This is a genomic window from Paraburkholderia lycopersici (assembly GCF_900096975.1).
GTDB lineage: Bacteria > Pseudomonadota > Gammaproteobacteria > Burkholderiales > Burkholderiaceae > Paraburkholderia > Paraburkholderia lycopersici.
On record NZ_FMYQ01000005.1, the window covers coordinates 197,939 to 221,845 of the forward strand.

At 67.6% G+C, this 23,907-nt stretch carries 21 protein-coding genes; 10 read left to right on the top strand and 11 right to left on the bottom strand.

Annotated elements, in window-relative coordinates; all coding sequences use genetic code 11:
* Nucleotides 1-85: 85 nt before the first annotated feature.
* Nucleotides 86-604 (top strand): hypothetical protein, encoded by a 519-nt coding sequence (locus BLU17_RS08350; protein WP_143189197.1) that lies wholly within the window; start codon nucleotides 86-88, stop codon nucleotides 602-604.
* Nucleotides 605-655: 51 nt separating this feature from the next.
* Here the strand turns inward: BLU17_RS08350 and BLU17_RS08355 are convergent, their stop codons facing one another.
* Nucleotides 656-1,333, bottom strand: a complete 678-nt coding sequence (locus BLU17_RS08355) for a ParB-like protein (protein WP_091996255.1) — start codon at nucleotides 1,331-1,333, stop codon at nucleotides 656-658.
* A 259-nt stretch (nucleotides 1,334-1,592) separates the two neighbouring features.
* Between BLU17_RS08355 and BLU17_RS08360 the strand changes: the two genes are divergently transcribed.
* Complete coding sequence (locus BLU17_RS08360) at nucleotides 1,593-2,408, top strand: mechanosensitive ion channel family protein (protein ID WP_091996256.1); 816 nt, start codon at nucleotides 1,593-1,595, stop codon at nucleotides 2,406-2,408.
* Nucleotides 2,409-2,508: 100 nt separating this feature from the next.
* Here BLU17_RS08360 and BLU17_RS08365 read toward each other — a convergent pair whose 3' ends face one another.
* Nucleotides 2,509-3,195 (bottom strand): VTT domain-containing protein, encoded by a 687-nt coding sequence (locus BLU17_RS08365; protein ID WP_091996257.1) that lies wholly within the window; start codon nucleotides 3,193-3,195, stop codon nucleotides 2,509-2,511.
* Nucleotides 3,196-3,417: 222 nt separating this feature from the next.
* On the opposite strand from BLU17_RS08365, the gene mutL reads away from it, so the two are divergent.
* The 5 genes from mutL to BLU17_RS08390 all read left to right on the top strand — a co-directional run bounded on the left by mutL (nucleotide 3,418) and on the right by BLU17_RS08390 (nucleotide 10,879).
* Nucleotides 3,418-5,565 carry a DNA mismatch repair endonuclease MutL gene (mutL, locus tag BLU17_RS08370; RefSeq protein ID WP_091996258.1) on the top strand — a complete coding sequence of 716 codons (2,148 nt, stop codon included), beginning with the start codon at nucleotides 3,418-3,420 and terminating at the stop codon, nucleotides 5,563-5,565.
* Nucleotides 5,562-6,539, top strand: a complete 978-nt coding sequence (gene miaA / locus BLU17_RS08375; RefSeq protein ID WP_091996259.1) for a tRNA (adenosine(37)-N6)-dimethylallyltransferase MiaA — start codon at nucleotides 5,562-5,564, stop codon at nucleotides 6,537-6,539. The genes mutL and miaA overlap by 4 nt, the downstream gene beginning before the upstream one ends.
* Before the next feature lie 314 nt (nucleotides 6,540-6,853).
* Entirely contained in the window at nucleotides 6,854-8,260 is a 1,407-nt protein-coding gene (gene dalD / locus BLU17_RS08380; RefSeq protein ID WP_091996260.1) for a D-arabinitol 4-dehydrogenase, read from the top strand.
* A 141-nt stretch (nucleotides 8,261-8,401) separates the two neighbouring features.
* The gene (gene xylB, locus BLU17_RS08385; RefSeq protein WP_091996261.1) at nucleotides 8,402-9,883 is read left to right on the top strand and encodes a xylulokinase; all 1,482 of its coding nucleotides are present in this window, start codon (nucleotides 8,402-8,404) and stop codon (nucleotides 9,881-9,883) included.
* A 48-nt stretch (nucleotides 9,884-9,931) separates the two neighbouring features.
* Complete coding sequence (locus BLU17_RS08390; RefSeq protein WP_091996262.1) at nucleotides 9,932-10,879, top strand: sugar-binding transcriptional regulator; 948 nt, start codon at nucleotides 9,932-9,934, stop codon at nucleotides 10,877-10,879.
* 133 nt (nucleotides 10,880-11,012) lie between these two features.
* Here BLU17_RS08390 and BLU17_RS08395 read toward each other — a convergent pair whose 3' ends face one another.
* The 6 genes from BLU17_RS08395 to BLU17_RS08420 all read right to left on the bottom strand — a co-directional run bounded on the left by BLU17_RS08395 (nucleotide 11,013) and on the right by BLU17_RS08420 (nucleotide 17,004).
* Nucleotides 11,013-12,122 (bottom strand): ABC transporter ATP-binding protein, encoded by a 1,110-nt coding sequence (locus BLU17_RS08395; RefSeq protein ID WP_091996263.1) that lies wholly within the window; start codon nucleotides 12,120-12,122, stop codon nucleotides 11,013-11,015.
* A gap of 28 nt (nucleotides 12,123-12,150) precedes the next feature.
* Entirely contained in the window at nucleotides 12,151-12,849 is a 699-nt protein-coding gene (locus BLU17_RS08400) for an HAD family hydrolase (RefSeq protein WP_091996264.1), read from the bottom strand.
* The gene (locus tag BLU17_RS08405; RefSeq protein WP_091996265.1) at nucleotides 12,849-13,718 is read right to left on the bottom strand and encodes a carbohydrate ABC transporter permease; all 870 of its coding nucleotides are present in this window, start codon (nucleotides 13,716-13,718) and stop codon (nucleotides 12,849-12,851) included. The genes BLU17_RS08400 and BLU17_RS08405 overlap by 1 nt, the downstream gene beginning before the upstream one ends.
* Nucleotides 13,715-14,656, bottom strand: coding sequence for a carbohydrate ABC transporter permease (locus tag BLU17_RS08410; RefSeq protein ID WP_091996266.1), 942 nt, complete (start codon nucleotides 14,654-14,656; stop codon nucleotides 13,715-13,717). Before BLU17_RS08410 ends, BLU17_RS08405 begins: the two co-directional genes overlap by 4 nt.
* A gap of 139 nt (nucleotides 14,657-14,795) precedes the next feature.
* Nucleotides 14,796-16,130 carry an ABC transporter substrate-binding protein gene (locus BLU17_RS08415; protein WP_091996267.1) on the bottom strand — a complete coding sequence of 445 codons (1,335 nt, stop codon included), beginning with the start codon at nucleotides 16,128-16,130 and terminating at the stop codon, nucleotides 14,796-14,798.
* A gap of 70 nt (nucleotides 16,131-16,200) precedes the next feature.
* A complete protein-coding gene (locus BLU17_RS08420; protein ID WP_245746769.1) occupies nucleotides 16,201-17,004 on the bottom strand; it encodes an L-iditol 2-dehydrogenase in 804 nt (267 codons plus the stop codon).
* Nucleotides 17,005-17,340: 336 nt separating this feature from the next.
* Between BLU17_RS08420 and BLU17_RS08425 the strand changes: the two genes are divergently transcribed.
* From BLU17_RS08425 to BLU17_RS08435, 3 genes are read left to right on the top strand one after another with little or no spacing between them, the layout of a single operon-like run.
* Nucleotides 17,341-18,303 carry a metal ABC transporter solute-binding protein gene (locus tag BLU17_RS08425; RefSeq protein ID WP_091996269.1) on the top strand — a complete coding sequence of 321 codons (963 nt, stop codon included), beginning with the start codon at nucleotides 17,341-17,343 and terminating at the stop codon, nucleotides 18,301-18,303.
* A gap of 26 nt (nucleotides 18,304-18,329) precedes the next feature.
* Nucleotides 18,330-19,289, top strand: a complete 960-nt coding sequence (locus tag BLU17_RS08430; RefSeq protein WP_091996270.1) for an ABC transporter ATP-binding protein — start codon at nucleotides 18,330-18,332, stop codon at nucleotides 19,287-19,289.
* Nucleotides 19,282-20,064, top strand: a complete 783-nt coding sequence (locus BLU17_RS08435) for a metal ABC transporter permease (RefSeq protein ID WP_091996271.1) — start codon at nucleotides 19,282-19,284, stop codon at nucleotides 20,062-20,064. Before BLU17_RS08430 ends, BLU17_RS08435 begins: the two co-directional genes overlap by 8 nt.
* A 76-nt stretch (nucleotides 20,065-20,140) precedes the next feature.
* Here BLU17_RS08435 and fghA read toward each other — a convergent pair whose 3' ends face one another.
* The 3 genes from fghA to BLU17_RS08450 are packed head-to-tail and all read right to left on the bottom strand — an operon-like array spanning nucleotide 20,141 to nucleotide 23,667.
* Nucleotides 20,141-20,995, bottom strand: a complete 855-nt coding sequence (gene fghA / locus BLU17_RS08440) for an S-formylglutathione hydrolase (RefSeq protein WP_091996272.1) — start codon at nucleotides 20,993-20,995, stop codon at nucleotides 20,141-20,143.
* A 13-nt stretch (nucleotides 20,996-21,008) separates the two neighbouring features.
* Entirely contained in the window at nucleotides 21,009-22,115 is a 1,107-nt protein-coding gene (locus BLU17_RS08445) for an S-(hydroxymethyl)glutathione dehydrogenase/class III alcohol dehydrogenase (protein WP_091996273.1), read from the bottom strand.
* 37 nt (nucleotides 22,116-22,152) lie between these two features.
* Nucleotides 22,153-23,667, bottom strand: a complete 1,515-nt coding sequence (locus BLU17_RS08450; RefSeq protein WP_091996274.1) for an FGGY family carbohydrate kinase — start codon at nucleotides 23,665-23,667, stop codon at nucleotides 22,153-22,155.
* Nucleotides 23,668-23,907 lie beyond the last annotated feature (240 nt).

Below are 23,907 nucleotides of genomic sequence, written 5' to 3' on the forward strand. Positions count from 1 at the left end.
TGGTGCGCACGCAACGGCGCGCACGCTTGACCATGCTTGACAAACCGGCGCGAGCCGCGCCGCGCTTTGCTCGCACGGACGGCGCATGCGACACGCGAGCCAAAACCACGGCCTGTCCGTATTTATCAAGATGCATCGCCATGCCAGGATCGCGCCACCGCTCGCCTCGGAGCGGGCTGCGCGTCATCCGGGTCGGTCAACTCGCATCATGGTCAACTTCGTCTGTGTTCTGCTCTGGAATCTCGCCTTGCTCGTCGCCGTGCGCGTGGGCTGCTGGCTCGTCGGCTGCGCGCGGCCCGATCTCACGCCGAACGGCGCACGCCTGTTTCAAGGCTTGATGGCGATCGCGCTCGCGTTCGATACGGCGGTCACCTTCCTCGTCTTCGCCGAAGCAGGCGGTCCGTGGCGATCGCATAATCCGAGCGAAACCTGGCGGGAGCGCGCCCTCGCCTACGTGCTGGCCGCATTGCTCGCGTGGTATCCGGCGTGGCGCGCGCGGCGGCGGAAATCACATGACGCGCGAGAGGCATGCAAGGCACGCGGGGCGCCAACGGCCGCCCCCGACGTCCGCGTGCAGCAAATCGATGCTGCCGACGTGACGTAAGACGCACGAAACCCCGCGTCCCGCCTCGCACGCGGATCGCATCTTCCCGCGTCAGCCTTTCTTGACCTTGCCGGCCTTCCCGTCCTTGCCCGGAGCCGCCGCCGTTACGGGCGGCACCACGCCCGACCAACCCGGCAGATAGCGCGCCTCGGGATCGTGCGCGTGCGAAAGCGCATCGGCGAGTGCGGCGTCGAAGTCCTTGCGCAGCCGCGTTTCGGACACCTTGCGGCGCAGATAGTCGGCCCACAGGAATTCGCTGAACGGCGTCGTGTCCTTCGCATAGCCGCCCGCCGTGCGCAATTCGCCCGCGAGGCTGCGATACGGATCGTCGGCAAGACCGAGGAGCTGTTTCGGCAACTGGTCGAATTCGCAGCGCTCGCCCGCCGCATCGAACGGATGCACCCACTGGTTGTGCTCCATCATGCGCCAGAAAAGGGTGGGCTCGAGCCAGGAAAGGTCCTTGAGCACGGTCACGCGCACGCTTTCCACCGATTCCTCGAGCCACGCGCGCCCAAGGTGGTGGTGATCGACCACGTAGTAGCGCGACTTCGGCCCGAGCACGGCGGGAAACCAGTGCGAGTCGATGACCGCCGCCCGGCCCTTCCTGCCGAGCGTATTCCAGTGCGCACGCTTGGCGCTCACCTCGCGATAGCCAACCGTGATCTGCGTAGGGCGCAATTCGGCGAGCTTCACGGTGATGAGATGAAGGTCGGTGTTCTGAAGGTTCATGGCGGGCCTCCTTTTCGTGTCCGTGCCGGTTCGCAACGATACAGGCGAATGGCCGTCCGTGCCGCATCGACCGGTCCGCGCGGCCTGCCCAGTGTCAACCGCGAGGCAGGCAGTCGGGCACGTTGAATGCGCGCTTTTGCCACTTCGCCTATAAATGCACCGAGGGACAGACGGCGCCGGCCATCGACGCCGCTCACGGCTCCCCGCCAATGTCAGTTGCACGTCTTTCCGGCTCAACCACGGCACAAGCGAGGGCATTTTGGATCTCGAAACCATCCGCGTCTTCATCATGACCCGAGGCATCGATTTCGGGACCAAGGTCGTGGCGGCGATCGTCCTGTGGATCATCGGACGCTGGGCCATCAACCTCGTTGCCGGCTTGCTGCGCAAGGTGCTCGCGCGCAACGAACGCGTCGACGCCACGCTCGCGCATTACCTCAGCTCGATACTCGCCGCCGTGCTGAACCTGCTGCTGATTCTCGCGATCCTCCAGGTATTCGGCGTGCAGACCACCTCGTTCGCGGCGCTGCTCGCCGGTCTCGGCCTCGCCATCGGCACGGCGTGGGGCGGCCTGCTCGCGCACTTCGCGGCGGGCGTGTTCATGCAGGTGCTGCGGCCGTTCAAGGTGGGCGACTTCGTGACGGCGGGCGGCGTGACGGGCACCGTGAAGGAACTGGGCATTTTCGGCACGACCATCATCTCGCCGGACAACGTCGTGAACATCGTCGGTAACAACAAGATCTTTTCGGACACCATCTCGAACTTCAGCGCGACGTCCGTGCGACGCGTCGAGCTCACCGCGAAGATCGCCAACGGCGTCGATCCCGTCGATGCGGCCAGCCGCCTGCGCGCGGCCATCGCGAAGATTCCGAACGTTGCGCAGGATCCGCCGCCCGACGTCGAAATCCTCTCGTTCACGCCCGAAGGGCCGCTGCTGGCCGTGCGGCCCTACACCGGCAACGAGACCTACTGGCAGGTCTACTTCGACACCAATCGCGCGATTGTCGAGACCTTCAAGGACGCCGGCTACCCGACGCCCGAAACACCGTCGATCATTCGTCGCGTGGGTTCGTAGCGCTTTACGCGCTTTACGTCGTCGCCAAAAAGAAACGGCATCGCCCTCGCAGGCGATGCCGTTTCTTTTTCTAGCGTGACCCGTAGCGGGACGAACGCGCTCAGCCGCCGTTCGGCTTGCGCACCGCGCCGCCGCGCGAGTCCTTGCGCATCATCTTCCAGACGCCGCCGATCACGACCGGCACGATGGCGGCGCCGATGCCGACGAGCACGATCACGTTGAGGTACTGGCGAATGAACGGAATGTTGCCGAAGAAATAGCCGAGCAGCACGAGCAGCAGCACCCAGAAGAGTGCGCCCGCCATGTTGAAGAGCTGAAAGCGCTTCATGCCCATTTGCGAAACGCCGGCCACGAATGGCGCGAACGTGCGCACGACGGGGATGAAGCGCGCGAGCACGATGGTCTTGCCGCCGTGGCGCTCGTAGAACTCGTGCGTTTTCTGCAGCGCGGCGCGATCGAGAAAGCGTTCGAGCACGGGAATGTGCGTGTTGAACACCTTGGGGCCGATGGCGCGGCCAATGAGGTAATTGACCGTATTGCCCGAAACCGCCGCGGCGACCAGAAGGACGATCAGCAGGCCGAGATTCATCTCGTGCGTGGCCGCGAACGCGCCGCCGATGAAGAGCAGCGAATCGCCGGGCAGGAATGGCAGGACGACGAGCCCGGTTTCGCTGAACACGATCAGGAACAGCACCGCGTAGACCCAGGCGCCGTACTGGTGGATGAAGACCCCAAGGAACTTGTCGATGTGCAAGACAAGGTTGGCGAACTGCAGAAGCGTATCCAAAGGTGTCCCTTATTGACGTGGGCCGCGCGCCTGAAAACGTGCGTTCGCCCCGTGTTGCGCGAGAAGCAAAATTGACCGCGCCATGATACCGAAAGTGCCCTTACGTCACGAAAATTTCCCGCGAATTTCGGTGAATTCGCGCACAAAGCGCCGCGAGACGGCGCTTTCCCGGTCCCCCATGGGCGCCCAGCCGCATGGCGCCGAGTCGTTATAATTGCGCGCATGTCTTCGAATTCCGAACTCACCGGTGCCGCGCCCGATCCGGCCCGGACCGCCGATTCCGCCGCCGGCATCACCGGCGCTGCGGCCGCGCCGCGCGCCGCCCAGCTCCCGCGCGCGATCCAGGCCCTGCCCGACCAGCTCATCAGCCAGATCGCCGCCGGCGAGGTGGTCGAACGGCCCGCATCCGTCGTCAAGGAACTGCTGGAAAACTCGCTCGACGCGGGCGCGAGCACGCTGCGCATCCTGCTCGATGAGGGCGGCGTGAAGCGCATTTCCATTGCCGACGACGGCTGCGGCATTCCCGAAGCCGAGTTGCCGCTCGCGCTCATGCGCCACGCCACGAGCAAGATCCGCTCGCTTGCCGAACTGGAGAGCGTCGCGACGCTCGGGTTCCGCGGCGAAGCGCTGGCGTCGATCGCCTCGGTGGCCGAAATGTCGATCACGAGCCGCAGCGCCGACGCGCCGCACGCCGTGAAGATCGAAGCGCACACGGGTGCCGTTTCGCCCGCGGCGGGCGGCCAGGGCACCACCATCGAAGTGCGCGAGCTGTACTTCAACACGCCCGCGCGCCGCAAATTCCTGAAGAGCGAACAGACCGAACTCGGTCATTGCCTCGAAATGATCCGCCGCAGCGCGCTCGCGCGCCCCGACGTGGCGATCTCGGTGCTGCACAACGGGCGCGCCGTCGAGCACTGGAATGCAAGCGATCCGGGCACGCGCGTCTCGAAGATCCTCGGCGAAGTGTTCGCCACGGCGCACCTGCCGCTCGACGAGCGCGCGGGTCCGCTCGCCATTTATGGCTGCGCGGGCCTGCCCACGGCCAGCCGCAACCGCGCCGATCAGCAGTATTTCTTCGTGAACGGTCGCTTCGTGCGCGACAAGCTGCTCACGCACGCCGTGCGCTCGGCCTATGAGGACGTGTTGCACGGCGAGCGCTATCCGTCGTATGTGCTGTTCCTCGACCTGCCGCCCGAGGCCGTCGACGTGAACGTGCATCCCTCGAAGATCGAGGTGCGCTTCCGCGACTCGCGCTCGATTCACCAGTTCGTGTTTCATGCGGTGCAGCGCGCGCTCGCGCGCCATGCGGGCGCGTCGCCCGAAACCACCGCGGGCGGACATGCCGCGCTCATCGAGCCGCGTGCGTTGCCGGGCGCCGGCGTGCTCGGCGCTTCGGCCGGGCTGGCTTCCGGCGCGGCGGATCGCCCGCACGCAGACGGCGCGCCTGGCGCAGCCAGCCGCTTCGGCGCGGCCGGCCAATTCGGCACGGCTAGCGTGGCAAGCAGCTTCGGCGGCTCGGGCGGCGCGGAATCGCGGGCGTCCGGCTTCGGGCCGCCGGGCGGCTCGGGCTCGGGCAGCAGCGGTAGCGGCAACACCTGGCTGCGCCAGTCCCGCATGACGCAAGGCAGCCTGCCCGTCGCGCAGCCGCTCGCGCTGTACGACGCCTTGTTCGGCCGCAAGGACGTCGGCGCGGGCACGGCGCAAGGCGCGACCGTGCCGCAGGCGGACGCCGCCGCGGGCGAGCTGGCCGCCCGCGCGCCGCAACCGGCCTTCGAAGCCGGCGAGGACCACCCGCTCGGTTTCGCGCTCGGCCAGGTGCACGGCATCTACGTGCTCGCGCAAAATGCGCGCGGCCTCGTGATCGTCGACATGCACGCCGCGCACGAACGCATTCTTTACGAGCAGTTCAAGCAGGCGCTCGCCGAGCGCTCGCTCGCCGTGCAGCCCTTGCTGATCCCGATCTCGATGACGGCCGATCCCGTCGAAACCGGCACCGTCGAAGAAGAAAAGGCCACGCTCGAAGCGCTCGGCTTCGATCTCGCCGTGCTCTCGCCCACGTCGATCGCGATCCGGGCGGTGCCCGCGCTGCTCAAGGACGCCGACCTCCAGGCGCTCGCGCGCGCCGTGCTCGCCGATCTGCATGCGTACGGCGGCTCGCGCGTGCTGACCGAGCGGCAGCACGAGATGCTCGGCACGCTCGCCTGCCATCACGCGGTGCGTGCGAACCGCCGTCTCACGCTCGACGAGATGAACGCGCTCTTGCGCCAGATGGAAGCGACCGAACGCGCCGACCAGTGCAATCACGGCCGGCCGACCTGGTATCAGCTCACGCTCGCCGATCTCGATCGGCTCTTCATGCGCGGTCAATGACGCAGGCCACGACACCCCGCAGCGCGTTGCCCGTCGCGTGCCTGCTCGGCCCCACGGCCTCGGGCAAGACGGCGGCCGCGCTCGCCTACGCCGCGCAGTCGGCGACGCGCGGGCGCACGGTCGAAATCGTGAGCGTCGATTCGGCGCTCGTCTACCGCGAGATGGACATCGGCACCGCGAAGCCGACCGCCGACGAGCGCGCAGCCGTCGCGCATCATCTGATCGATATCGTCGATCCGGCGGATGCCTGGTCCGCCGCCGACTTTCGCGCCGACGCGCTGCGCGTGACGGGCGAAATCGTCGCGCGCGGGAACGTGCCGCTGCTCGTGGGCGGCACGATGCTCTACTACAAGGCGCTCACGCAAGGCCTCAACGATCTGCCCGCGGCCGACCCCGCCGTGCGTGCCCAACTCGACGCCGAAGCCGCGCGCGGCGGCTGGCCCGCCATGCATGCGCGCCTCGCGCTCGTCGATCCGGCCACGGCGGCGCGCCTCGCGCCCAACGACTCGCAGCGCATCCAGCGCGCGCTCGAAATATTCATGCTGAGCGGGCAGCCGATGTCGGTGCTGCTCGCCACGCCATCCACGCGCGAAGACGAAGCCGAGCGCTACCGCTTCGTGCCCGTCGCGCTCGAACCTTCGGATCGCGGCGTCCTGCACGCACGCATCGAAGCGCGCTTCGACGCGATGCTCGCGGGCGGTCTCATCGACGAGGTGAAGGCGCTGCGCGCGCGCGGCGACCTGAATCCCAACCTGCCTTCGATGCGCTGCGTGGGCTACCGCCAGGTGTGGGAATACCTCGACGGCGAAGTGGACTACGGCACCATGCGCGACAAAGGCGTGTTCGCCACACGCCAGCTCTGCAAACGCCAGCTCACGTGGCTGCGCGCGATGCCGGAGCGCATCGTCGTGGATTGCTGCGCGGCCGACGCGACCGCGCAGGCCGTTGCGGCGGTGGAGCGGACAGGCGGCTAGGGCGTCTGCGCGCCGGTGGTCGTCTTCGCGCGAGCCGCGAACGGCGAATATCGCGACCGGCGACACGCGCCGCACAGCGCCGTCGGCTTGCGAGCCGCTTTCCGGGCGCGGGCTTGTGCGCCACAAAATCCTCCAGAAACCCCCGCGCGGCGCCCCTTCGACCGCCACGAGCAAATCGTCCCCCACCGCAGCGCGCCACGGAAAACCGCCGCGGCCCGCTTGACTTTCAATCGCCCGGATACGATCATTCGTTCATCAATAGAGCAATTGCTCAAGCATTGGCCGACCGGCAGCTTTGAGTAAGGAGACACCGAATGAACACCGAACGCAGCGACGCGAACGTGATCCTGCACATCGGCGCCGGGTCGTTTCACCGGGCGCATCAGGCGTGGTACCTGCATCGCGCGAACCTCGCTCGCAAGCCCGGCGAGGCGGCCTGGTCGCTCACCGTCGGCAATATCCGCGCCGACATGAACGCCGTGCTCGAGGCGCTGGCCGCGCAAAACGGCGTCTACACGCTCGAAACCGTCACGCCCCAAGGCGAGCGCAGCTACGAAACCATCCGCTCGATCACGCGCGTGCTGCCCTGGTCCGCCGACCTCGCGGGCCTGATCGACGCGGGCGCCGACGCGTCGTGCAAGATCATTGCGTTCACGGTGACCGAGGGGGGCTACTACCTGGACGAGCACGACCGCCTCGACACCGCGAACCCGGACCTCGCCGCCGACCTCCAGGGCGCGCGCACGACGATCTACGGCGCGCTCGCCACGATTCTCGAAGCCCGCATGGCGCGCAGCGGCGGCCCCGTCACGCTGCAAACGTGCGACAACCTGCGCAGCAACGGCAAGCGCTTTCACGCGGGCATGCGCGAGTTCCTCGCGCTGCGCGGCGCGACGGATCTGCGCGCCTGGTTCGACGCGAACACGGCCTGCCCCGACTCGATGGTCGACCGCATCACGCCGCGCCCCACGCCCGACGTGCGCGAACGCGTGAAAGCGGCAACCGGCGCGGACGACGCCTGCCCCGTGATGGGCGAGGCGTTCATCCAATGGGTGATCGAAGATCACTTCTGCGCCGGGCGGCCCGCCTGGGAGCGCGCGGGCGCGGAAATGGTCGAATCGGTGATGCCCTACGAGGAAGCGAAGATCCGCATTCTCAATGCAACGCATAGCTGCATTGCGTGGGCGGGCACGCTCGTCGGGCTCGACTTCATTCACGAGGGCACCAACGACCCGGATATCCGCACCTTCGCGCGCGAGTACGTGAGCGAAGACGTGATCCCCTGCCTCACGCCCAGCCCGCTCGATCTCGCGAAGTATCGAGACATCGTGCTCGAGCGCTTCAGCAATCCGTACATCCAGGACACGAACCAGCGCGTGGCCGCCGACGGCTATTCGAAGATCCCCGGCTTCATCGCGCCGACACTCGCTCAGCGGATCGCCGCAGGCGCGACGCCCGCCGCCACGGCCATGCTGCCCGCGCTTTTCCTGCGCTTTCTCGAACGCTGGCACAAGGACACGCTGCCCTACCGCTACCAGGACGGCGTAATGGATGATGCGGCCGTGCATCGGATGTTCGAGAGCGGCGATCCGGTCTCGACGTTTCTCGGCGACAAGCTGCTCTGGGGCGGTCTCGCCGGCAACCCGGCACTCGGCGGCGCGATCCGCGGCGCGCTCGCGCGCGTCGACCAATGGCTCGCCTCGCGCGGCTGCAGCGTTTGACGACGCGCGCAGACAGAACCCCGAACCGCCCGGCAAGCGGCAAACCACGCGCCACGCGCGCCCTGCGGGTCGGCGCGCATGGCGTCGCGCCCGGCGGGCCGCTAAAGTAGCGCAACTCTCATCACGACTTCAGCGCGCCCCATGTATCTCGGCATCGACCTCGGCACCTCCGAAGTGAAAGTTCTGCTGCTCGCGCCCGACGGCCGCGTGATCGGCACCGCCGGCACGCCCTTCGTCGTCTCGCGCCCGCATCCGCGCTGGTCCGAACAGAATCCCGCCGACTGGTGGGACGGCACGCGCCGCGCGCTCGCCGCGCTGCGCGGGGCGCATCCGCACGAATTCGCGCAGGTGCGCGGCATCGGCCTTTCCGGGCAGATGCACGGCGCCGTGCTGCTCGACACGCACGACAACGTGCTGCGCCCCGCGATCCTCTGGAACGACATGCGCGCCGTCGAGGAATGCGCCGAACTGACCGCGCGTGCGCCGCAGTTGCATCGCATCGCCGGCAATCTGGCCATGCCGGGCTTCACCGCGCCCAAGCTGCTGTGGGTTGCGCGCCACGAGCCGCACATCTTTCGCGAGACGGCCTGCGTGCTGCTGCCGAAGGACTATCTGCGCCTGCGCCTGACGGGCGGCAAGGTGTCCGATCCATCCGATGCGGCGGGCACGCTCTGGCTCGACGTGGCGAAGCGCGACTGGTCCGACGCATTGCTCGACGCCTGCAACATGACGCGCGCGCACATGCCCTCGCTCGCCGAAGGCAGCGCGCCCTCCGGCACGCTCCTGCCCGCGCTCGCGCGAGAATTCGGCCTGCGCGAAGACGTGGTCGTCGCGGCGGGCGGCGGCGACAACGCAACGAGCGCAATCGGCATCGGCGCGACCCAGCCCGGCGACGGCTTCGTCTCGCTCGGCACTTCGGGCGTGCTGTGCGTCGTGGGCGACCGCTTCCGGCCCAATCCCGCCTCCGCCGTGCATGCGTTCTGCCACGCCATTCCGGACCGCTGGCATCAGATGAGCGTCGTGCTCTCGGCGGCAAGCTGCCTGCGCTGGGTCTGCAAGCTCACGGGCACGAACGAGCCCGCGCTGCTCGCCGAAGTCGAACAGCTCGCCCCGCAAACGCTCGGCGAAGCGCCGCTCTTTCTCCCCTATCTTTCGGGCGAGCGCACGCCGCACAACGATCCGTATGCGCAGGGCGTGTTCTTCGGCATGACGCACGCGACCGACCGCGCGCTGCTCGGCTATGCCGTGCTCGAAGGCGTGACGCTCGCGCTCACCGACGGCCTCGACGCGCTCGCGGCCGCCGGCACCGAGGTGGGCGCGCTGTCGATGCTGGGCGGCGGCGCGCGCAGCGGCTACTGGGCGCAACTCGTCGCGGACGCATTCGATACGCCCACGCGTCAGCACGGCGGCGGCGAGACGGGCGCGGCGCTCGGTGCGGCGCGTCTTGGCTGGCTCGCGGCGGGCGGCGACGCGCGCGAAGTGCTGAGCAAGCCGCCCGTGGTGGCCGAGTACACGCCGCGTGCCGCGCGCCACGCGGCGCTGCGCGAGCGCCTCGCCGCCTATCGCTCGCTGTACCGCCATGTGCGCCCGCTCTTCGAGCCTTCGCGCGAACGCCTTGCGTAAGGTGCGCAGCGCACCGCCCGTCTCGATCCCGACCCGACGACCTTCACCGTGCCCAAGTCCTCCGAAAAACTCGATCTCGCGACCCGCGCCGCCTGGCTCTACTACGTGGCCGGCAACACCCAGAACGAAATCGCCGAGAAGCTGCAGGTGTCGCGCCCGGTCGCGCAGCGCCTTGTCGCGTTCGCGGTCGAAAAGAATCTGATACGCGTGCGCGTCGATCACCGGCTGGCCGATTGCCTCGCACTCGCCGACGCGCTTTCGAAGCGCTACGGTCTTTCGGTTTGCGAAGTGGTGCCCGTCGACAACGACACGGCCGAGGAAATCGATCGCAAGCTCGCGGTGGCGGGCGCACAGGTCATGGAGCGCTACCTCGGCGAAGAGCGGCCGATGGTCGTGGCCGTGAGCAGCGGCCGCACGCTCAAGGCGGCCGTCGATCAGATCGCGCAGCTCGAGCGGCCTCAGCACCGGCTCGTTTCGATGGTGGGCGCCATCGCGCAAGACGGTTCGTCGAACCGCTACGACGTCGCGCTCCATATCTCGGAGAAGACCGGCGGCAAGCACTTCCTGCTGCCCGCGCCGCTCATCGCCGATAACGAGGCCGAGCGCGCGCAATGGTGCAATCACCGGCTTTATCGCATCGTCGAATCGCTTTCGGGCGAGGCCGACGTCGCGTTCGTCGGCATCGGCAACATCGGCGAGCATTGTCCGCTGCATGAGGACGGCTTCATCACCTCGGACGAAGTGCGCGAACTGATGAGCCAGGGCGCCGTGGCCGAAATGCTGGGCCTGCCGATCGACGCGGCCGGCAAGCGCGTCGATTCGCCCACGGGCCGGCGCGTGACGAGCGTGTACCTCGATTCGCCGCCGCGGCGCCCGACCATCGGCTTCGCGGGCGGCGCGCGCAAGCGCGAAGCGGTGATCGCGGCGCTCAACGGCGGCTGGCTTTCCGGGCTCGTCACCGACGAGCTGAGCGCGCGCGCGGCGCTCGAACGCTAACGCCCGCGCGCCAGATGCTCGTGGCGAAAAAAACGCCCGCGCGAAGCGGGCGTATGAAAGACAACCTCAGGTACCTCGCCACACAGCACACCGCCTCATCCGTCGAGGCGGTGCGTCCAGCAAGCCAGTGAAATCACGCAGCCAGTTGCTGCGCGAAACGACGCTCGAAGGCAAGGCCGTTCGCATCGAAGAGATGGCAGTGATCGGGCGTCGAGCCGACCTTGAACGACTCGCCGCGCTCGTGCCGCTCGAGCGGCGGAATGCGCGCGATCAGGCCTTCGGGCGCAACCGGACATTCCGCGTAGAGATACGCCGCGTCGCCGAGCGACTCCACGGTCATCGCCTTCGCGCTCACGCCTTCCGCGCCCGCCATGATGTGCAAATGCTCGGGGCGGATGCCCACCGTCACCTTGTCGCCTTCGCGCGCGTTGCCCGGTTCGACCGCCACCTTCTGCGTCTCGCCGGTCTCGTAGCGCACGACGATGCCGTCGCTCGCGACCTGCTGAACGGTGCCGTCGAGGAAGTTCATCTTCGGCGAGCCGATGAAGCCCGCCACGAAGCGGTTCGCGGGCGCATGATACAGACGGTTCGGACTGCCGACCTGTTCGACGTTGCCCGCCGACAGCACGACGATCTTGTCGGCGAGCGTCATCGCCTCGACCTGATCGTGCGTCACGTAGATCATCGTCGTCTTCAGCTCGTCGTGCAGGCGCGCGAATTCGAGGCGCATTTTCACGCGCAGCGCGGCGTCGAGGTTCGAGAGCGGCTCGTCGAACAGGAACACCTTCGGCTTGCGCGTGATCGCGCGCCCGATCGCCACGCGCTGGCGCTGGCCGCCCGAGAGCTGCCTGGGCTTGCGATCGAGCAGATGGTCGATGTGCAGGATCTTCGCGGCGTTCTTCACGGCCGCGTCGATTTCAGGCTTCTTCGCGCCCGCGAGCTTGAGGCCGAACGCCATGTTGTCGTAAAGCGTCATGTGCGGATAGAGCGCGTACGACTGGAACACCATCGCGATGCCGCGCTTCGCGGGCGGCACGTCGTTCATGCGCGTGCCGTCGATCATCAGGTCGCCGCCGCTGATATCCTCCAGCCCCGCGATCATCCGCATGAGCGTGGTCTTGCCGCAGCCGCTCGGGCCCACGAACACGACGAACTCGCCGTCGGCGATGTCGAGGTTCACGTCGCGCAGCACTTCGTTGTCGTCGTAGCGCTTCAGTACGTCTCTCAGGATCACGCTTGCCATGATGTGTCTCCTTTGCTGCAAAAGCGGCTCAGTGCGAGCCCACTTCCGCCTTGTTCATCCAGTGCGCCACCCGCGCGGGCAGCGTCGTCATGTCGTCGAAGATTTCGCTCGCACCCGCGTCGCGCAGCTCATGCGCATGCGCGTCGCCGCCCACGTGCGTGCCGCCCACGAAACCGAGCACCGTCATGCCCGCCGCGCGCGCCGCGCTCACGCCCGTCACGCTGTCCTCGACCACGAGGCAGGCGGCGGGCGCAACGCCCATACCCTGCGCCGCCGCGAGGTAGACGTCGGGCGCCGGCTTCGGCATCGCCACGATATCGGCGCAGTACACGCGCTCGCCGAAGAAGCGCTGCAATCCGTTGCGCGCCAGCACTTCGCGCACCACGTCGGTGTAGCTGTTGCTCGCGCAGGCCCTCGTGAGCGTCACCGCTTCCAGCGCGGCCGCCACGCCGGGAAAGAGCGGCGCCTCGCGCGCTTCGGCCTCGGCTACCGTGCGGATCGCGTCGACGTCGGCGGCCGTGAGGCTGCGCTCGAGCGCCGCGCCCGCGCCGCCCAGCACGCGCTCGATGCGCTGGCCGAGCAGCGGCAGCACGACCGGCGCGGCGTCCACCCCGGGCCAGCGCGCTTCCAGCTCGCGCACCAGCACGCGGGCCGCCACGGCCTCGCTGTCGATCAGCACGCCGTCGCAGTCGCAGATCAGGGCTCGAAAGGCAGTCGCATTCGCCATTACTTGACCGCCCCGAACGTGAGCCCGCGCACCAGCTGCTTCTGCGAAAGCCAGCCGACGATCAGCACCGGCGCGACCGCCAGCAGCGACGCCGCCGAAAGCTTCGCCCAGAAGAGCCCTTCGGGACTCGAATAAGAAGCGATGAACACCGTGAGCGGCGCGGCGTTCGAGCTGGAAAGATTGATGCTCCAGAATGCTTCGTTCCACGAAAGAATGATCAACAGCAGCGCGGTGGACGCGAGTCCGGGAACGGCCATCGGCATGAGCAGATAGACGATTTCCTGCCATGTGGCCGCGCCGTCCATGCGTCCGGCTTCGAGAATGTCGCGCGGAATCTCGTTGAAATACGTGTAGGCCATCCACACCGCAATCGGCAGGTTGATGAGCGTATAGACGATGACGAGCCCCGTCACGGTGTCGAGCAGCCCCGAGTTCTTCCACAGCAGGTAGATCGGCACGAGCACACCCACCGAAGGCATCATCTTCGTGGAAAGCATCCACAGCAGGATCTTCTGCGTGCGCTGGTTGGGAAAGAACGCCATCGCGTAGGCGGCGGGCACGGCGAGGATCAGGCACACGATCGTCACGCCCGCCGAAATCAGCACCGAATTCCACGCGAACGCGAAGTAGTTGCTGCGCGCGAATACCTCGCGGAAGCTGTCGAGGGTCGGCATGAAGAAGATCGTCGGCACGTAGGCCTGCTGCTCGGTCTTGAATGCCGTGATCGTCATCCAGAAGATCGGGAAGAACAGCGCGAGCGCGATGATCCATGCAAGCAGCCCCGGCAGCGCGCGGCCGACGAACTGCAGCGGCGAAGCGCGGTTGACCGCGTCGGGCGATGGCGCGGGCGTAGCGGTAATCTGGCTCATTTTTCGTACTCCCCTTTGAGGTTGCGCGCAAGCATGCGCACGAGGAAGAACGACACGATGTTCGCGAGCACGACGGCGAGAATGCCGCCAGCCGAGGCGATGCCCACGTCGAACTGCTGCAGGCCCATCGAGTAGATCAGGTAAGTGAGGTTGGTGGTCGCGTTGCCGGGGCCACCGCCCGTGGTCGTGTAGATCTCGGCGAAGATCGAGAGCAGGAAGATGGTCTCCATCATCACGACAACGGCAATCGCGCGCCGCAGGTGCGGCAGCGTGATGTAGAAGAACAGGGCGAACGCGCCCGCGCCGTCGATCTTCGCGGCTTCCTTCTGCTCCTGGTCGAGCGACTGGATCGCCGTGAAGAGAATGAGGAACGCGAACGGCAGCCACTGCCACGCCACGATCATGATGACCGCGGTGAGCGGATAGACGGCGAACCAGTCGATGGGCGTCATGCCCATCGCGCGCATCGCGACGGCCACGAGGCCGTACACGGGATGCAGGATCATGTTCTTCCAGATCAGCGCGCTCACCGTGGGCATGACGAAGAACGGCGCGATGGCGAACAGGCGCGCCACGCCCTGGCCGATGAACTTGCGGTCGAACAGCACCGCCATCAGCACGCCGCCGACCACGGTGATGACGAGCACCGCCACGATCAGCTCGATGGTGTGCACGATCGACGGCACGAACGAGGGATCGGTGGCGAGGAACCGGTAGTTGTCGAAGCCCGCGAACCCCTTGAGGTCGGGGTTCAGCAGGTTGTAGCGCGTGAACGAATACCAGATCGTCATCGCGAGCGGAATCGTCATCCATAGCAGCAGCACCGCGACGGATGGCGACACGAGCCAGCGTGACGCCGAGCGCCGCGTTTCGACCTGCCGGGACCGGGGCGTACGCGCTCGATTGAATATGGGCATGGGGAGATGGAGATGACGCATGAGAACCACCCTTCTCTATTGCGCGCCTGCGGGAGGCACGGCGCTGCATCGGCTGCGAGGGTGCGCGCCGCGCCGGGTGGTGCGGCGCGCACTTGCAGTACTACGCTGGCTGCGCGGGTTCACGCATGACTTCGCAGCATTACTTCTGGTACCCGGCCTGCGCCACGGCGCGGTCGGCCGCTGCATTGCCGGCGGCAAGCGCCTGGTCGACGCTCATCTGTCCCGCGACGGCGCCCGCGATGCTCTGGCCCACGACCGTACCGAACGACTGGAACTCGGGAATCCCGACGAACTGGATACCCGTGTACGGCACCGGCTTCGCGGTCGGGTGGTTCGGGTCGGCGGTCTGAATCGCCTTCAGCACGAAGTCCGAGAACGGTGCGGCCTGCTTGTACTCGGGACGCTGATACGTCGAAATACGCGTGCCCGACGGCACCGAAGCCCAGCCCTCGTCCTTCGCGACCAGTTCGACGTAGTCCTTCGACGTGGCCCATTCGATGAACTTCTTCGCGGCATCCTGCGACTTCGACGACTTCGGAATCGCAAGCGCCCACGACCACAGCCAGTGCGCGCCGTTCGGCGTGGCCTGCGTGGGCGCGGCCGCGAAGCCGATCTTGTCGGCCACCTGCGACTGCTGCTTGTTGTAGAGAATGCCGGCCGCCACCGTCGCGTCGATCCACATCGCGCACTTGCCCGACGACATCAGCGTGAGGTTCTCGTTGAAGCCGTTCGAGCTCGCCCCCGGAGGGCCGTCCTTTTTCAGCAGATCGACGTAGAAGTTCACCGCCTTCTTCCACTCGGGCGACGTGAGCTGCGCATGCCACTTTTCGTCGAACCAGCGGCCGCCGAAGGTGTTCGCCACCGTCGTCACGTACGCCATGTTCTCGCCCCAGCCTGCCTTGCCGCGCAGGCAGATGCCGTAGGTGCCGGCGGACTTGTCGGTGAGCTTGTCGGCGAAGTCCTTGATCTGGTCATACGTCGGCTGGTCGGGCATCTTGAGGCCCTTGTTCGCGAAGAGGTCCTTGCGGTAATACGTCATCGAGCTTTCCACGTAGAACGGCAGCGCGAACAGCGTGCCGTTGTACGAAAGGCCGTCGCGCGCCGTCTTCACCACGTCTTCGAGATCGTAGCTCGCGGGCAGGTTCGTCATCGGCACGAGCCAGCCGCGCTTGCCCCACTGCGGCGCCTCGTAGGTGCCGATCATCATCACGTCGAACTGGCCGCTGTTGGTCGTGATGTCGGTGGTCGCGCGCTGGCGAAGCACGTTCTCTTCGAGAATCACCCAGTTCAGTTTGACGCCCGGATTCGCCTTTTCGAAAGCCGGCGAGAGCTTCTTCAGCTCGATCATGTCCGGATTGTTCAACATGGCGATCGTCACGGTCTGCGCGTGAGCGGCGCTCGCCGCGGCGACGAGTGCGCCCGCACTCACAACTCGACCTATGCGCGCTGCTGCGGTCTTCAAAGCGGGTTTCATGGCGTTGTCTCCTTGTTCGTTGCGTTATGTCGTGCTGCTGTCGTGTTGCGTCGTGCCAGGTTGCGGGAAGTCAGCTCATCCAGTTTCCGCCGTCGACGTTGAGCGTCTGCGCGGTGATGTAGTCGGCGTCGGCGCTGGCGAGAAAGAGCGCAGCGCCCGTGAGATCCCCGGGCAGCCCCATGCGCCCGAGCGGCACGGCCTCGCCGACGAGGCGCTTCTTCTCGCCGGGCTGACGGTGTTCGTAGCGTGCGAAGAGCGCGTCGACCTGATCCCACATGGGCGTATCGACCACGCCCGGCGCGATGCCGTTCACGTTGATGCGATGCGGCGCGAGCGCCAGCGCCGCCGACTGCGTGTAGCTCAGCACCGCGGCCTTGGTCGCGCAGTAGTGCGAAACGAGCGCCTCGCCGCGGCGGCCCGCCTGCGAGGACATGTTGATGATCTTGCCGCCCTGCCCCTGCTCGACCATGCGGCGCGCCACCGCCTGCATGAGAAAGAACATGCCCTTCACGTTGACGGCGAAGAGGCGGTCATACACGTCCCAGGATTCGTCGAGGAGCGGGCGCATATCGAAGAGCGCCGCGTTGTTGAAAAGAATGTCGATGCGGCCAAAGCGCTGGACCGTGCTCTGCACGATGCGCTCGATGTCGTCGCGACGCGTGACGTCGGCGGTCAGGGCGAGCACGCGCTCGGGGCAGGCGGCGGCCAGCGCGGGCGCGACGGCCCCGGCCGGCTTCACGTCGACGAGCACGCAGCGCGCGCCTTCGTCCAGATACCGCTGTGCAACGGCTTCACCGATGCCGCTCGCCGCGCCGGTGAGCACGGCCACCTTGTCCTGCAAACGTCCTGCCGCCGAGGTCGCGGAATGTGCCACAGGGTTGTCTCCAATTTCGTTTTCGTTCGTGCGGGCTGCGCCCGGCAGGCATTCCGTAGGAGCACCTGAGCGATCGCCCGACATGTGAGCATTTGCTCTATCGTTGATCGAATGATCGGATACGACCAGGAGCCTGTCAAGGCGAACCCACACGATTGAGCAAGATTTCGATGGTGCGACGCGCAAGCCACAGCCGACTGCGGCTGACGGACCCGGCCCCGTCGGCCGGACAGCGAGCCGGCTCGCCAAGTTGAGTGATACGTTATATCATCTCGCCTTCGCAACATCGACGCGTCCCCGTTCTCTTTCAGACTCCGCCAAGATAAGGATAGAACCATGATTACGTTCACCCACGCGAACCGCACCCGGCGTCTGGCACCCGCGCTCGCGCGCCTCGCGGGCGGGCTCGCGCTCGCGCTGGGCGCGGCGCTCGGCGGCGCAAGCGCCGCGCTGGCCGCGCAGGCAAGCAGCGCCACGATTCCCGTGGTCGCGGCGGAAAACTTCTACGGCGACGTCGTCAAGCAGATCGGCGGCAGCCACGTGGACGTGACCAGCATCCTGAGCAACCCGGACCAGGACCCGCACCTCTTCGAGGCAAGCCCGAAGACGGCCCGTGCGCTCCAGAGCGCGCGCCTCGTGGTCTACAACGGCGCCGATTACGATCCGTGGATGACGAAGCTGCTCGGCGCCACGCAGGGAGGAAAGAACGGCGGCGCGCGCGCGACGATCATCGCGGCCGATCTCATCGGGAAGAAGGCGGGCGACAACCCGCACCTCTGGTACGACCCGAAGACCATGCCCGCCGTCGCGCGCGCCATAAGCGCCGCACTCGGCGCGGCGGACCCGGCGCACAAGAGCGTGTACGATGCCAACCTGGCGGCGTTCCTCGCTTCGCTGCAACCGGTCGACGCAAAGGTCGCGGCACTGCGCACGCGCTACCACGGCCAGCCCGTCACGGCCACGGAGCCGGTGTTCGGCTACATGTCGGATGCGATTGGCCTCGACATGCGCAACCAGCGCTTCCAGCTCGCCGCGATGAACGACACCGAGGCGAGCGCTTCGGACATCGCGGCGTTCGAGCGCGACCTGCGCGAGCGACGCGTGCGCGTGCTGATCTACAACAGCCAGGCGACCGAAGCCCTCACGCGGCGCATGCTGGCGCTGGCGCAGCAGTCGAAGGTGCCGTCGGTGAGCGTGACCGAAACGCAGCCGTCCGGCGTGAACTTCCAGCAATGGATGCTTGCGCAGCTCGACGCGCTCGACAAGGCGCTCGCAGCGGGAACGCCGGCGCAACACTAACCGTATATTCAGCAAGGACACACGCCATGACAGGGGCCGGCCCCTCGCCCAACCGTCGCGAATCACCCGCCGCGTCGCCGCGGCACGACGCGCAGGGTGCCCAGCACGCGCCGACGCCCGTGCTCACGCTCGCGGGCGTGACGCTCGCGCTCGGCGAACGCACGATCCTGCGCGACGCGAACTTCGCGGTGAACCAGGGCGAATTCATCGGTGTGCTGGGGCCGAACGGCGCGGGCAAGACCACGCTCATGCGCGCGATTCTCGGGCTCGTGCCGGCCACGCGCGGCGTGATCCGGGTGCTGGGCGAGCCGGTCGCGCGCGGCAACGCGAAGATCGGCTACATGCCGCAAACGCGCGCCGCGCTGGCGAGCCGGCGCGTGCGCGGCCGCGACTTCGTGGCGATGGCCGCCGACGGCCATCGCTGGGGCCTGCCGCGCGCCGACGCCGCCACGCGCGCCGACGTCGCGCGCGTGCTTGATCTCGTGGGCGCGAGCGCGCTTGCGGATCGCCCGCTCCCGGAGCTTTCCGGCGGCGAGCGCCAGCGCCTGCTGCTCGCGCAGTGCCTGCTCGGCGACCCGAAGCTGCTGCTGCTCGATGAGCCGCTCATCAGCCTCGACCCGAATCATCAGCGTGGCGTGGTCGAACTCGTGCGCCGGGTGCAGCGCGAACTCGGCATCGCCGTGCTGTTCTCCGCGCACGAGCTCAATCCGCTGCTCAATGCGCTCGACCGCGTGCTCTATCTCGGCAACGGCGTGGCCGCGCTCGGCGGCGTCGACGAAGTCATCACCGCGCCCGTGCTTTCGCGCCTCTATGGCTCGCCCATCGAGGTCATGCGCATGAAGGGCCGCATCTTCGTGATGTCGGGCGACGTGGAAGTCGAAAAGCACGACCACGAGCATGAGCACGATCACGGCGGCCACGACCACGACCACGGACAGGATCGCGGCGGCAACGACAACGCACACGGCCACACGCACGATGCTTGAATACGATTTCATGGTGAACGCCTTCGCGGCGTCGGGCATCGTCGCGGTGCTCGCGGGCGTGGTGGGCTATTTCCTCGTCATGCGCGGACAGACCTTCGCGGGCCACGCACTCTCGCACGTGGGCTTCACGGGCGCAACGGGCGCCGTGCTGCTCGGCATCTCGCCAATGTGGGGCATGGTGGGCTTCACGCTTGCCGCGGGCGTATCGATGGGCGCGCTCGGCGAAAAACTCGCGGGCCGCGACGTGGCGATCGGCGTGATCCTTTCGCTCGCGCTCGGCTTCGGCCTCCTGTTCCTGCACTTCTTCACGTCGTATGCGACGCAGGTCACGGCGCTCCTGTTCGGCAACGTGCTCGGCGTGAGCCGCGAGACGCTCGGCGTGCTCGCCGCGCTCGCGGTTGCGAGCCTGGCGGCGCTGGCCGCCATCATGCGACCGCTGCTGTTCGCCTCGCTGCAGCCCGAACTCGCCGAAGCGAAAGGTGTGTCGCTACGCACGGTTTCGATGCTGTTCCTCGCCATCGCCGCGCTCGCGGTGGCCGCGTGCACGCAGATCGTCGGCGTGCTGCTCGTCTTCACGCTGATGGTCGGCCCGGCCGCCGCCGCGCAGAATCTCACCACGCGCCTTTCGACCGGCCTCGTGCTCGCGGCGCTGCTCGCCCTCGTGCAGGCGTGGCTTGGCGTCACGCTCGCCTTCTACACCGACTGGCCGACCAGCTTCTGGATCACCGCGCTCGCCGCGCTCGTCTACGGCGCGAGTTTGACCGGACGGCGCTGACACGTTGCGTGCGCATGGAAAAAGGCGTTGCCCCTCGCGGTGGCAACGCCTTTTTTTCGCCCTTGCGAGGCGCCCGCTACTTCAGCAGGATCCGCGCGTGATGCGCGAGGTGATCCTCGACGAACGTCTGGATGAAGAAGTACCCGTGATCGTAGCCGTCGTGGCGGCGCAGCGTGAGCGGCTGCCCCGCCGCCTTGCAGGCTGCTTCGAATACATCCGGATTCAACTGGTTCGGCAGGAACGGATCGGCCGTGCCTTGATCGACGAGAATGCCTTCTTCGAACTTGCGCGCCGCGCGGCCGACGAGCTCGCTGGCGTCGTACTGCTTCCACGCTTCGCGGTCGTCGCCGAGATAGCCGCTGAACGCTTTTTCGCCCCACGGGCAGCGCGTGGGCGCCGCGATCGGCGCGAACGCCGACACCGAGCGATAAATCTCCGGGTTGCGCAGCGCAAGCACCAACGCGCCGTGCCCGCCCATCGAATGCCCGAAGATGCCGAGGCGCGCGCCATCGACGGGCAGATTCGCCGTCACCGCCTCGCGCAATTCGTCGCGCACGTACGAGTACATGCCCCAGTGCTTCGACCACGGCTCGCGCGTGGCGTCGAGATAGAAGCCCGCGCCCACGCCGAAGTCCCACGCATCGGCCTCGCCCGGCAGGTTCGCGCCGCGCGGGCTCGTGTCCGGCGCGATCAGCGCGATGCCGTGCTGCGCGGCAAAGCGTTGCGCGCCCGCCTTGATCGGGAACGTCTCCTCGGTGCAGGTCAAACCCGCGAGATAGAAGAGGCCCGGCACGCCGGCACCGCCGGTGCCACCGGCCTGCGGCGGCAGATACACCGAAAAGCGCATCGGCAGGCCGATCGTTTCCGGATCGTGCCTGTAGATGCGTTGCACGCCGTCATGACAGGCGTGCTCTTCGAGCAGGGTCAGCATCGCGCGCCTCCGTTCAGTACAGCACCACCGAGCGGATCGACTCGCCCTTCTTCATGAGGTCGAAGCCCTCGTTGATCTGGTCGAGCTTGAGCGTGTGCGTGATGAGATCGTCGATGTTGATCTTGCCTTCCATGTACCAGTCGACGATCTTCGGCACGTCGGTGCGCCCGCGCGCGCCGCCGAACGCCGAGCCCTTCCACTCGCGGCCCGTCACCAGCTGGAACGGACGCGTGCTGATTTCCTCGCCCGCGGCCGCCACGCCGATGATGAACGACTGTCCCCAGCCCTTGTGCGTGCATTCGAGCGCCTGGCGCATCACCTTCGTGTTGCCGATGCATTCGAACGAATAGTCGGCGCCGCCGTCGGTCAGCTGGACGATGTGATCGACGACGTTCTCGACTTCGTTCGGGTTGATGAAGTGCGTCATGCCGAACTTCTTCGCAAGCTCGACGCGTTTCGGATTGATGTCGACACCGATGATCTTGTCGGCACCGACCATCTTCGCGCCTTGAATCACGTTCAGGCCGATGCCGCCGAGACCGAACACCACCACGTTGGCGCCCGCTTCCACCTTCGCCGAATAGACGACGGCGCCCACGCCCGTCGTCACGCCGCAACCGATATAGCAAACCTTGTCGAACGGGGCGTCCTCGCGAATCTTCGCCACGGCGATTTCCGGCACGACGATGTAATTCGAAAACGTCGAAGTGCCCATGTAGTGATAGAGCGGCTTGCCGTTGAGCGAGAAGCGCGACGTCGCGTCGGGCATGAGCCCCTTGCCTTGCGTCGAGCGAATCGCCTGGCAGAGATTCGTCTTGCGCGAGAGGCAGAACTTGCACTGCCGGCATTCGGGCGTATAGAGCGGAATGACGTGATCGCCCTTCCTCACCGTGCCCACGCCCGGCCCGACATCGACGACCACACCCGCGCCCTCGTGGCCCAGAATCGCCGGGAACAGCCCTTCGGGATCGGCGCCCGAAAGCGTGTAGTAGTCGGTGTGGCAAATGCCCGTCGCCTTCACCTCGATCAACACTTCGCCCGCGCGCGGGCCTTCCAGATCCACTTCCTCGATCGTAAGCGGCGCACCTGCCTTCCATGCGACGGCGGCTTTCGTTTTCATCTTCGTTGCTCCTGTGAAGCGGTGATATCGATGCGCTTCATCGCGCCGCCGGTGCGAACCATGTCCGCACCCGGCCGTACAGATCGATGAAGCGCGCGTAACGTTGTGCAAGCGGTTGTGCAAGCGGTTGCGCGAGCGCCGCGTCCGCGCGCGGCGACGCCACACGGGTCGCGGCCGGCGCAAGCGCCGCGAGATCGCTGTTGCGCCAGTGCCCGCTCGCCAGGCCGCCGAGCAGCGCCGCGCCGCGCGCCGCCGCGTTCGGGCAGTCGATCGCGTAGAGGTCGGCGTCGAGCGCGTCGGCGAGCAACTGCCGCCAGCGCGCGTCCACCGAGCCGCCGCCCGCGAGCTTGAGCGCCGGCACGGGCCGTGCGGTTTGCGCATTGCGCGTGCCCTCGTCCCCGTGCTCGCCGGCGTCGCGCACGGCGTCCAGCCCCGCGCGCAACGCGAACGCGACGCCCTCGAACGCCGCGCGCATGAGCGTGCCGCGCGTGTCGCCGAGCGACGCGCCAAGCCAGCCGCCGCGCGCCGCGGGATCGAGCCACGGCGAGCGCTCGCCGCTCAGGTAAGGCAGGAACGCGAGCGTCGCGGATGGCGGCGCGGCGAACGCGTCCGCATAAGCGAGGGCCCAATCGTAAGCCAACCAGCCGCGCGCCGCTTCGAGCGCAACACCGACGTTCTGCATGGCGGCCATCGTGTACCAGCCGCCCGTGGCCGAACGATAGCGATGGAGCCCGCGCCGCGCGCGCGGCTCGCTGCGCGCGGTCACGACGATCTGGCCGCCCGTGCCCGTGGTGAGGAGCGCGCCGCCTTCGTCGGCAAGACCGCTGCCGAGCGCGGCGCAGGGCGTGTCGCCCGCGCCCGTCGCGAGCACGATGCCGGCCGGCAGGCCTAGCGCGTGCGCAGCTGCGGCGCTTAGCGTCCCGCTCGCTTCACAGGAAGCGGCCAGCGGCGCGAACCAGCGCGAAGGCAAACCAAGGCGCTCGATCAGCGCGAAGTCCCAGGCGCCGTCGGGGGCGGCGAGCGCCGTCGCGCACGCGTCCGACGGGTCCGCGACGAACGCGCCGCCCAGCGCCACGCGCAGCCAGTCTTTCGGCTGCAGCGCCCAGCGCGCGGCCTGCGCGATGTACGGCTCGTACTGCAGCACCCAGCGCAGCAGCGGACCCGCCATGCCGGGCGCGACGGGATTGGGTTGCGCACGCGCGGGCTCGTCCGGCCACGCGTCGAGCAGCGCGTGCGCGCGCGTGTCGGGCCAGAGCATCGCGGGACGCAAGGCGTGGCCCGCCGCGTCGGTGAGCACGACGCCGTGCATCTGCCCGGAAAAGCCGATCGCGCGCACCGCCGCCCGCTCGCTTTCGGGCAGTTGCGCGCAAGCCGCGACGAGCGCATCCCACCAACGTTCGACGTGCATTTCGGCCCAGCCGGGCTGCGGCGTCTCGAGCGCATAGGCGACGCTCGCGGCGCCGCGCTCGACGCCATCGCTATCGAACATGCCCAGCTTGAGCGAACCGGTGCCGAGGTCGATGCCGAGAAAACGCGTCTGCGATGAGCTCATGGGAAACGGTGCGCGAGGCAGGAAGAAGGGAAAGCGCCATCATACCGGCGCAGGGCGCAGCGAGATAAGCGACGCGAAGATCGCATCCGGCAGCGCTTTCGAACCCGCCGCGAACCCGCACGCAACCCCGCCGATTTCCCTGCGAAAACGTGCTTTCGCGGGTAAACCCGGTGGAGGTTCGCGCAATGTCGAATGGCTCACATTCCGCATTCGAAATAGAGATCATAACGGCGCGGCCAT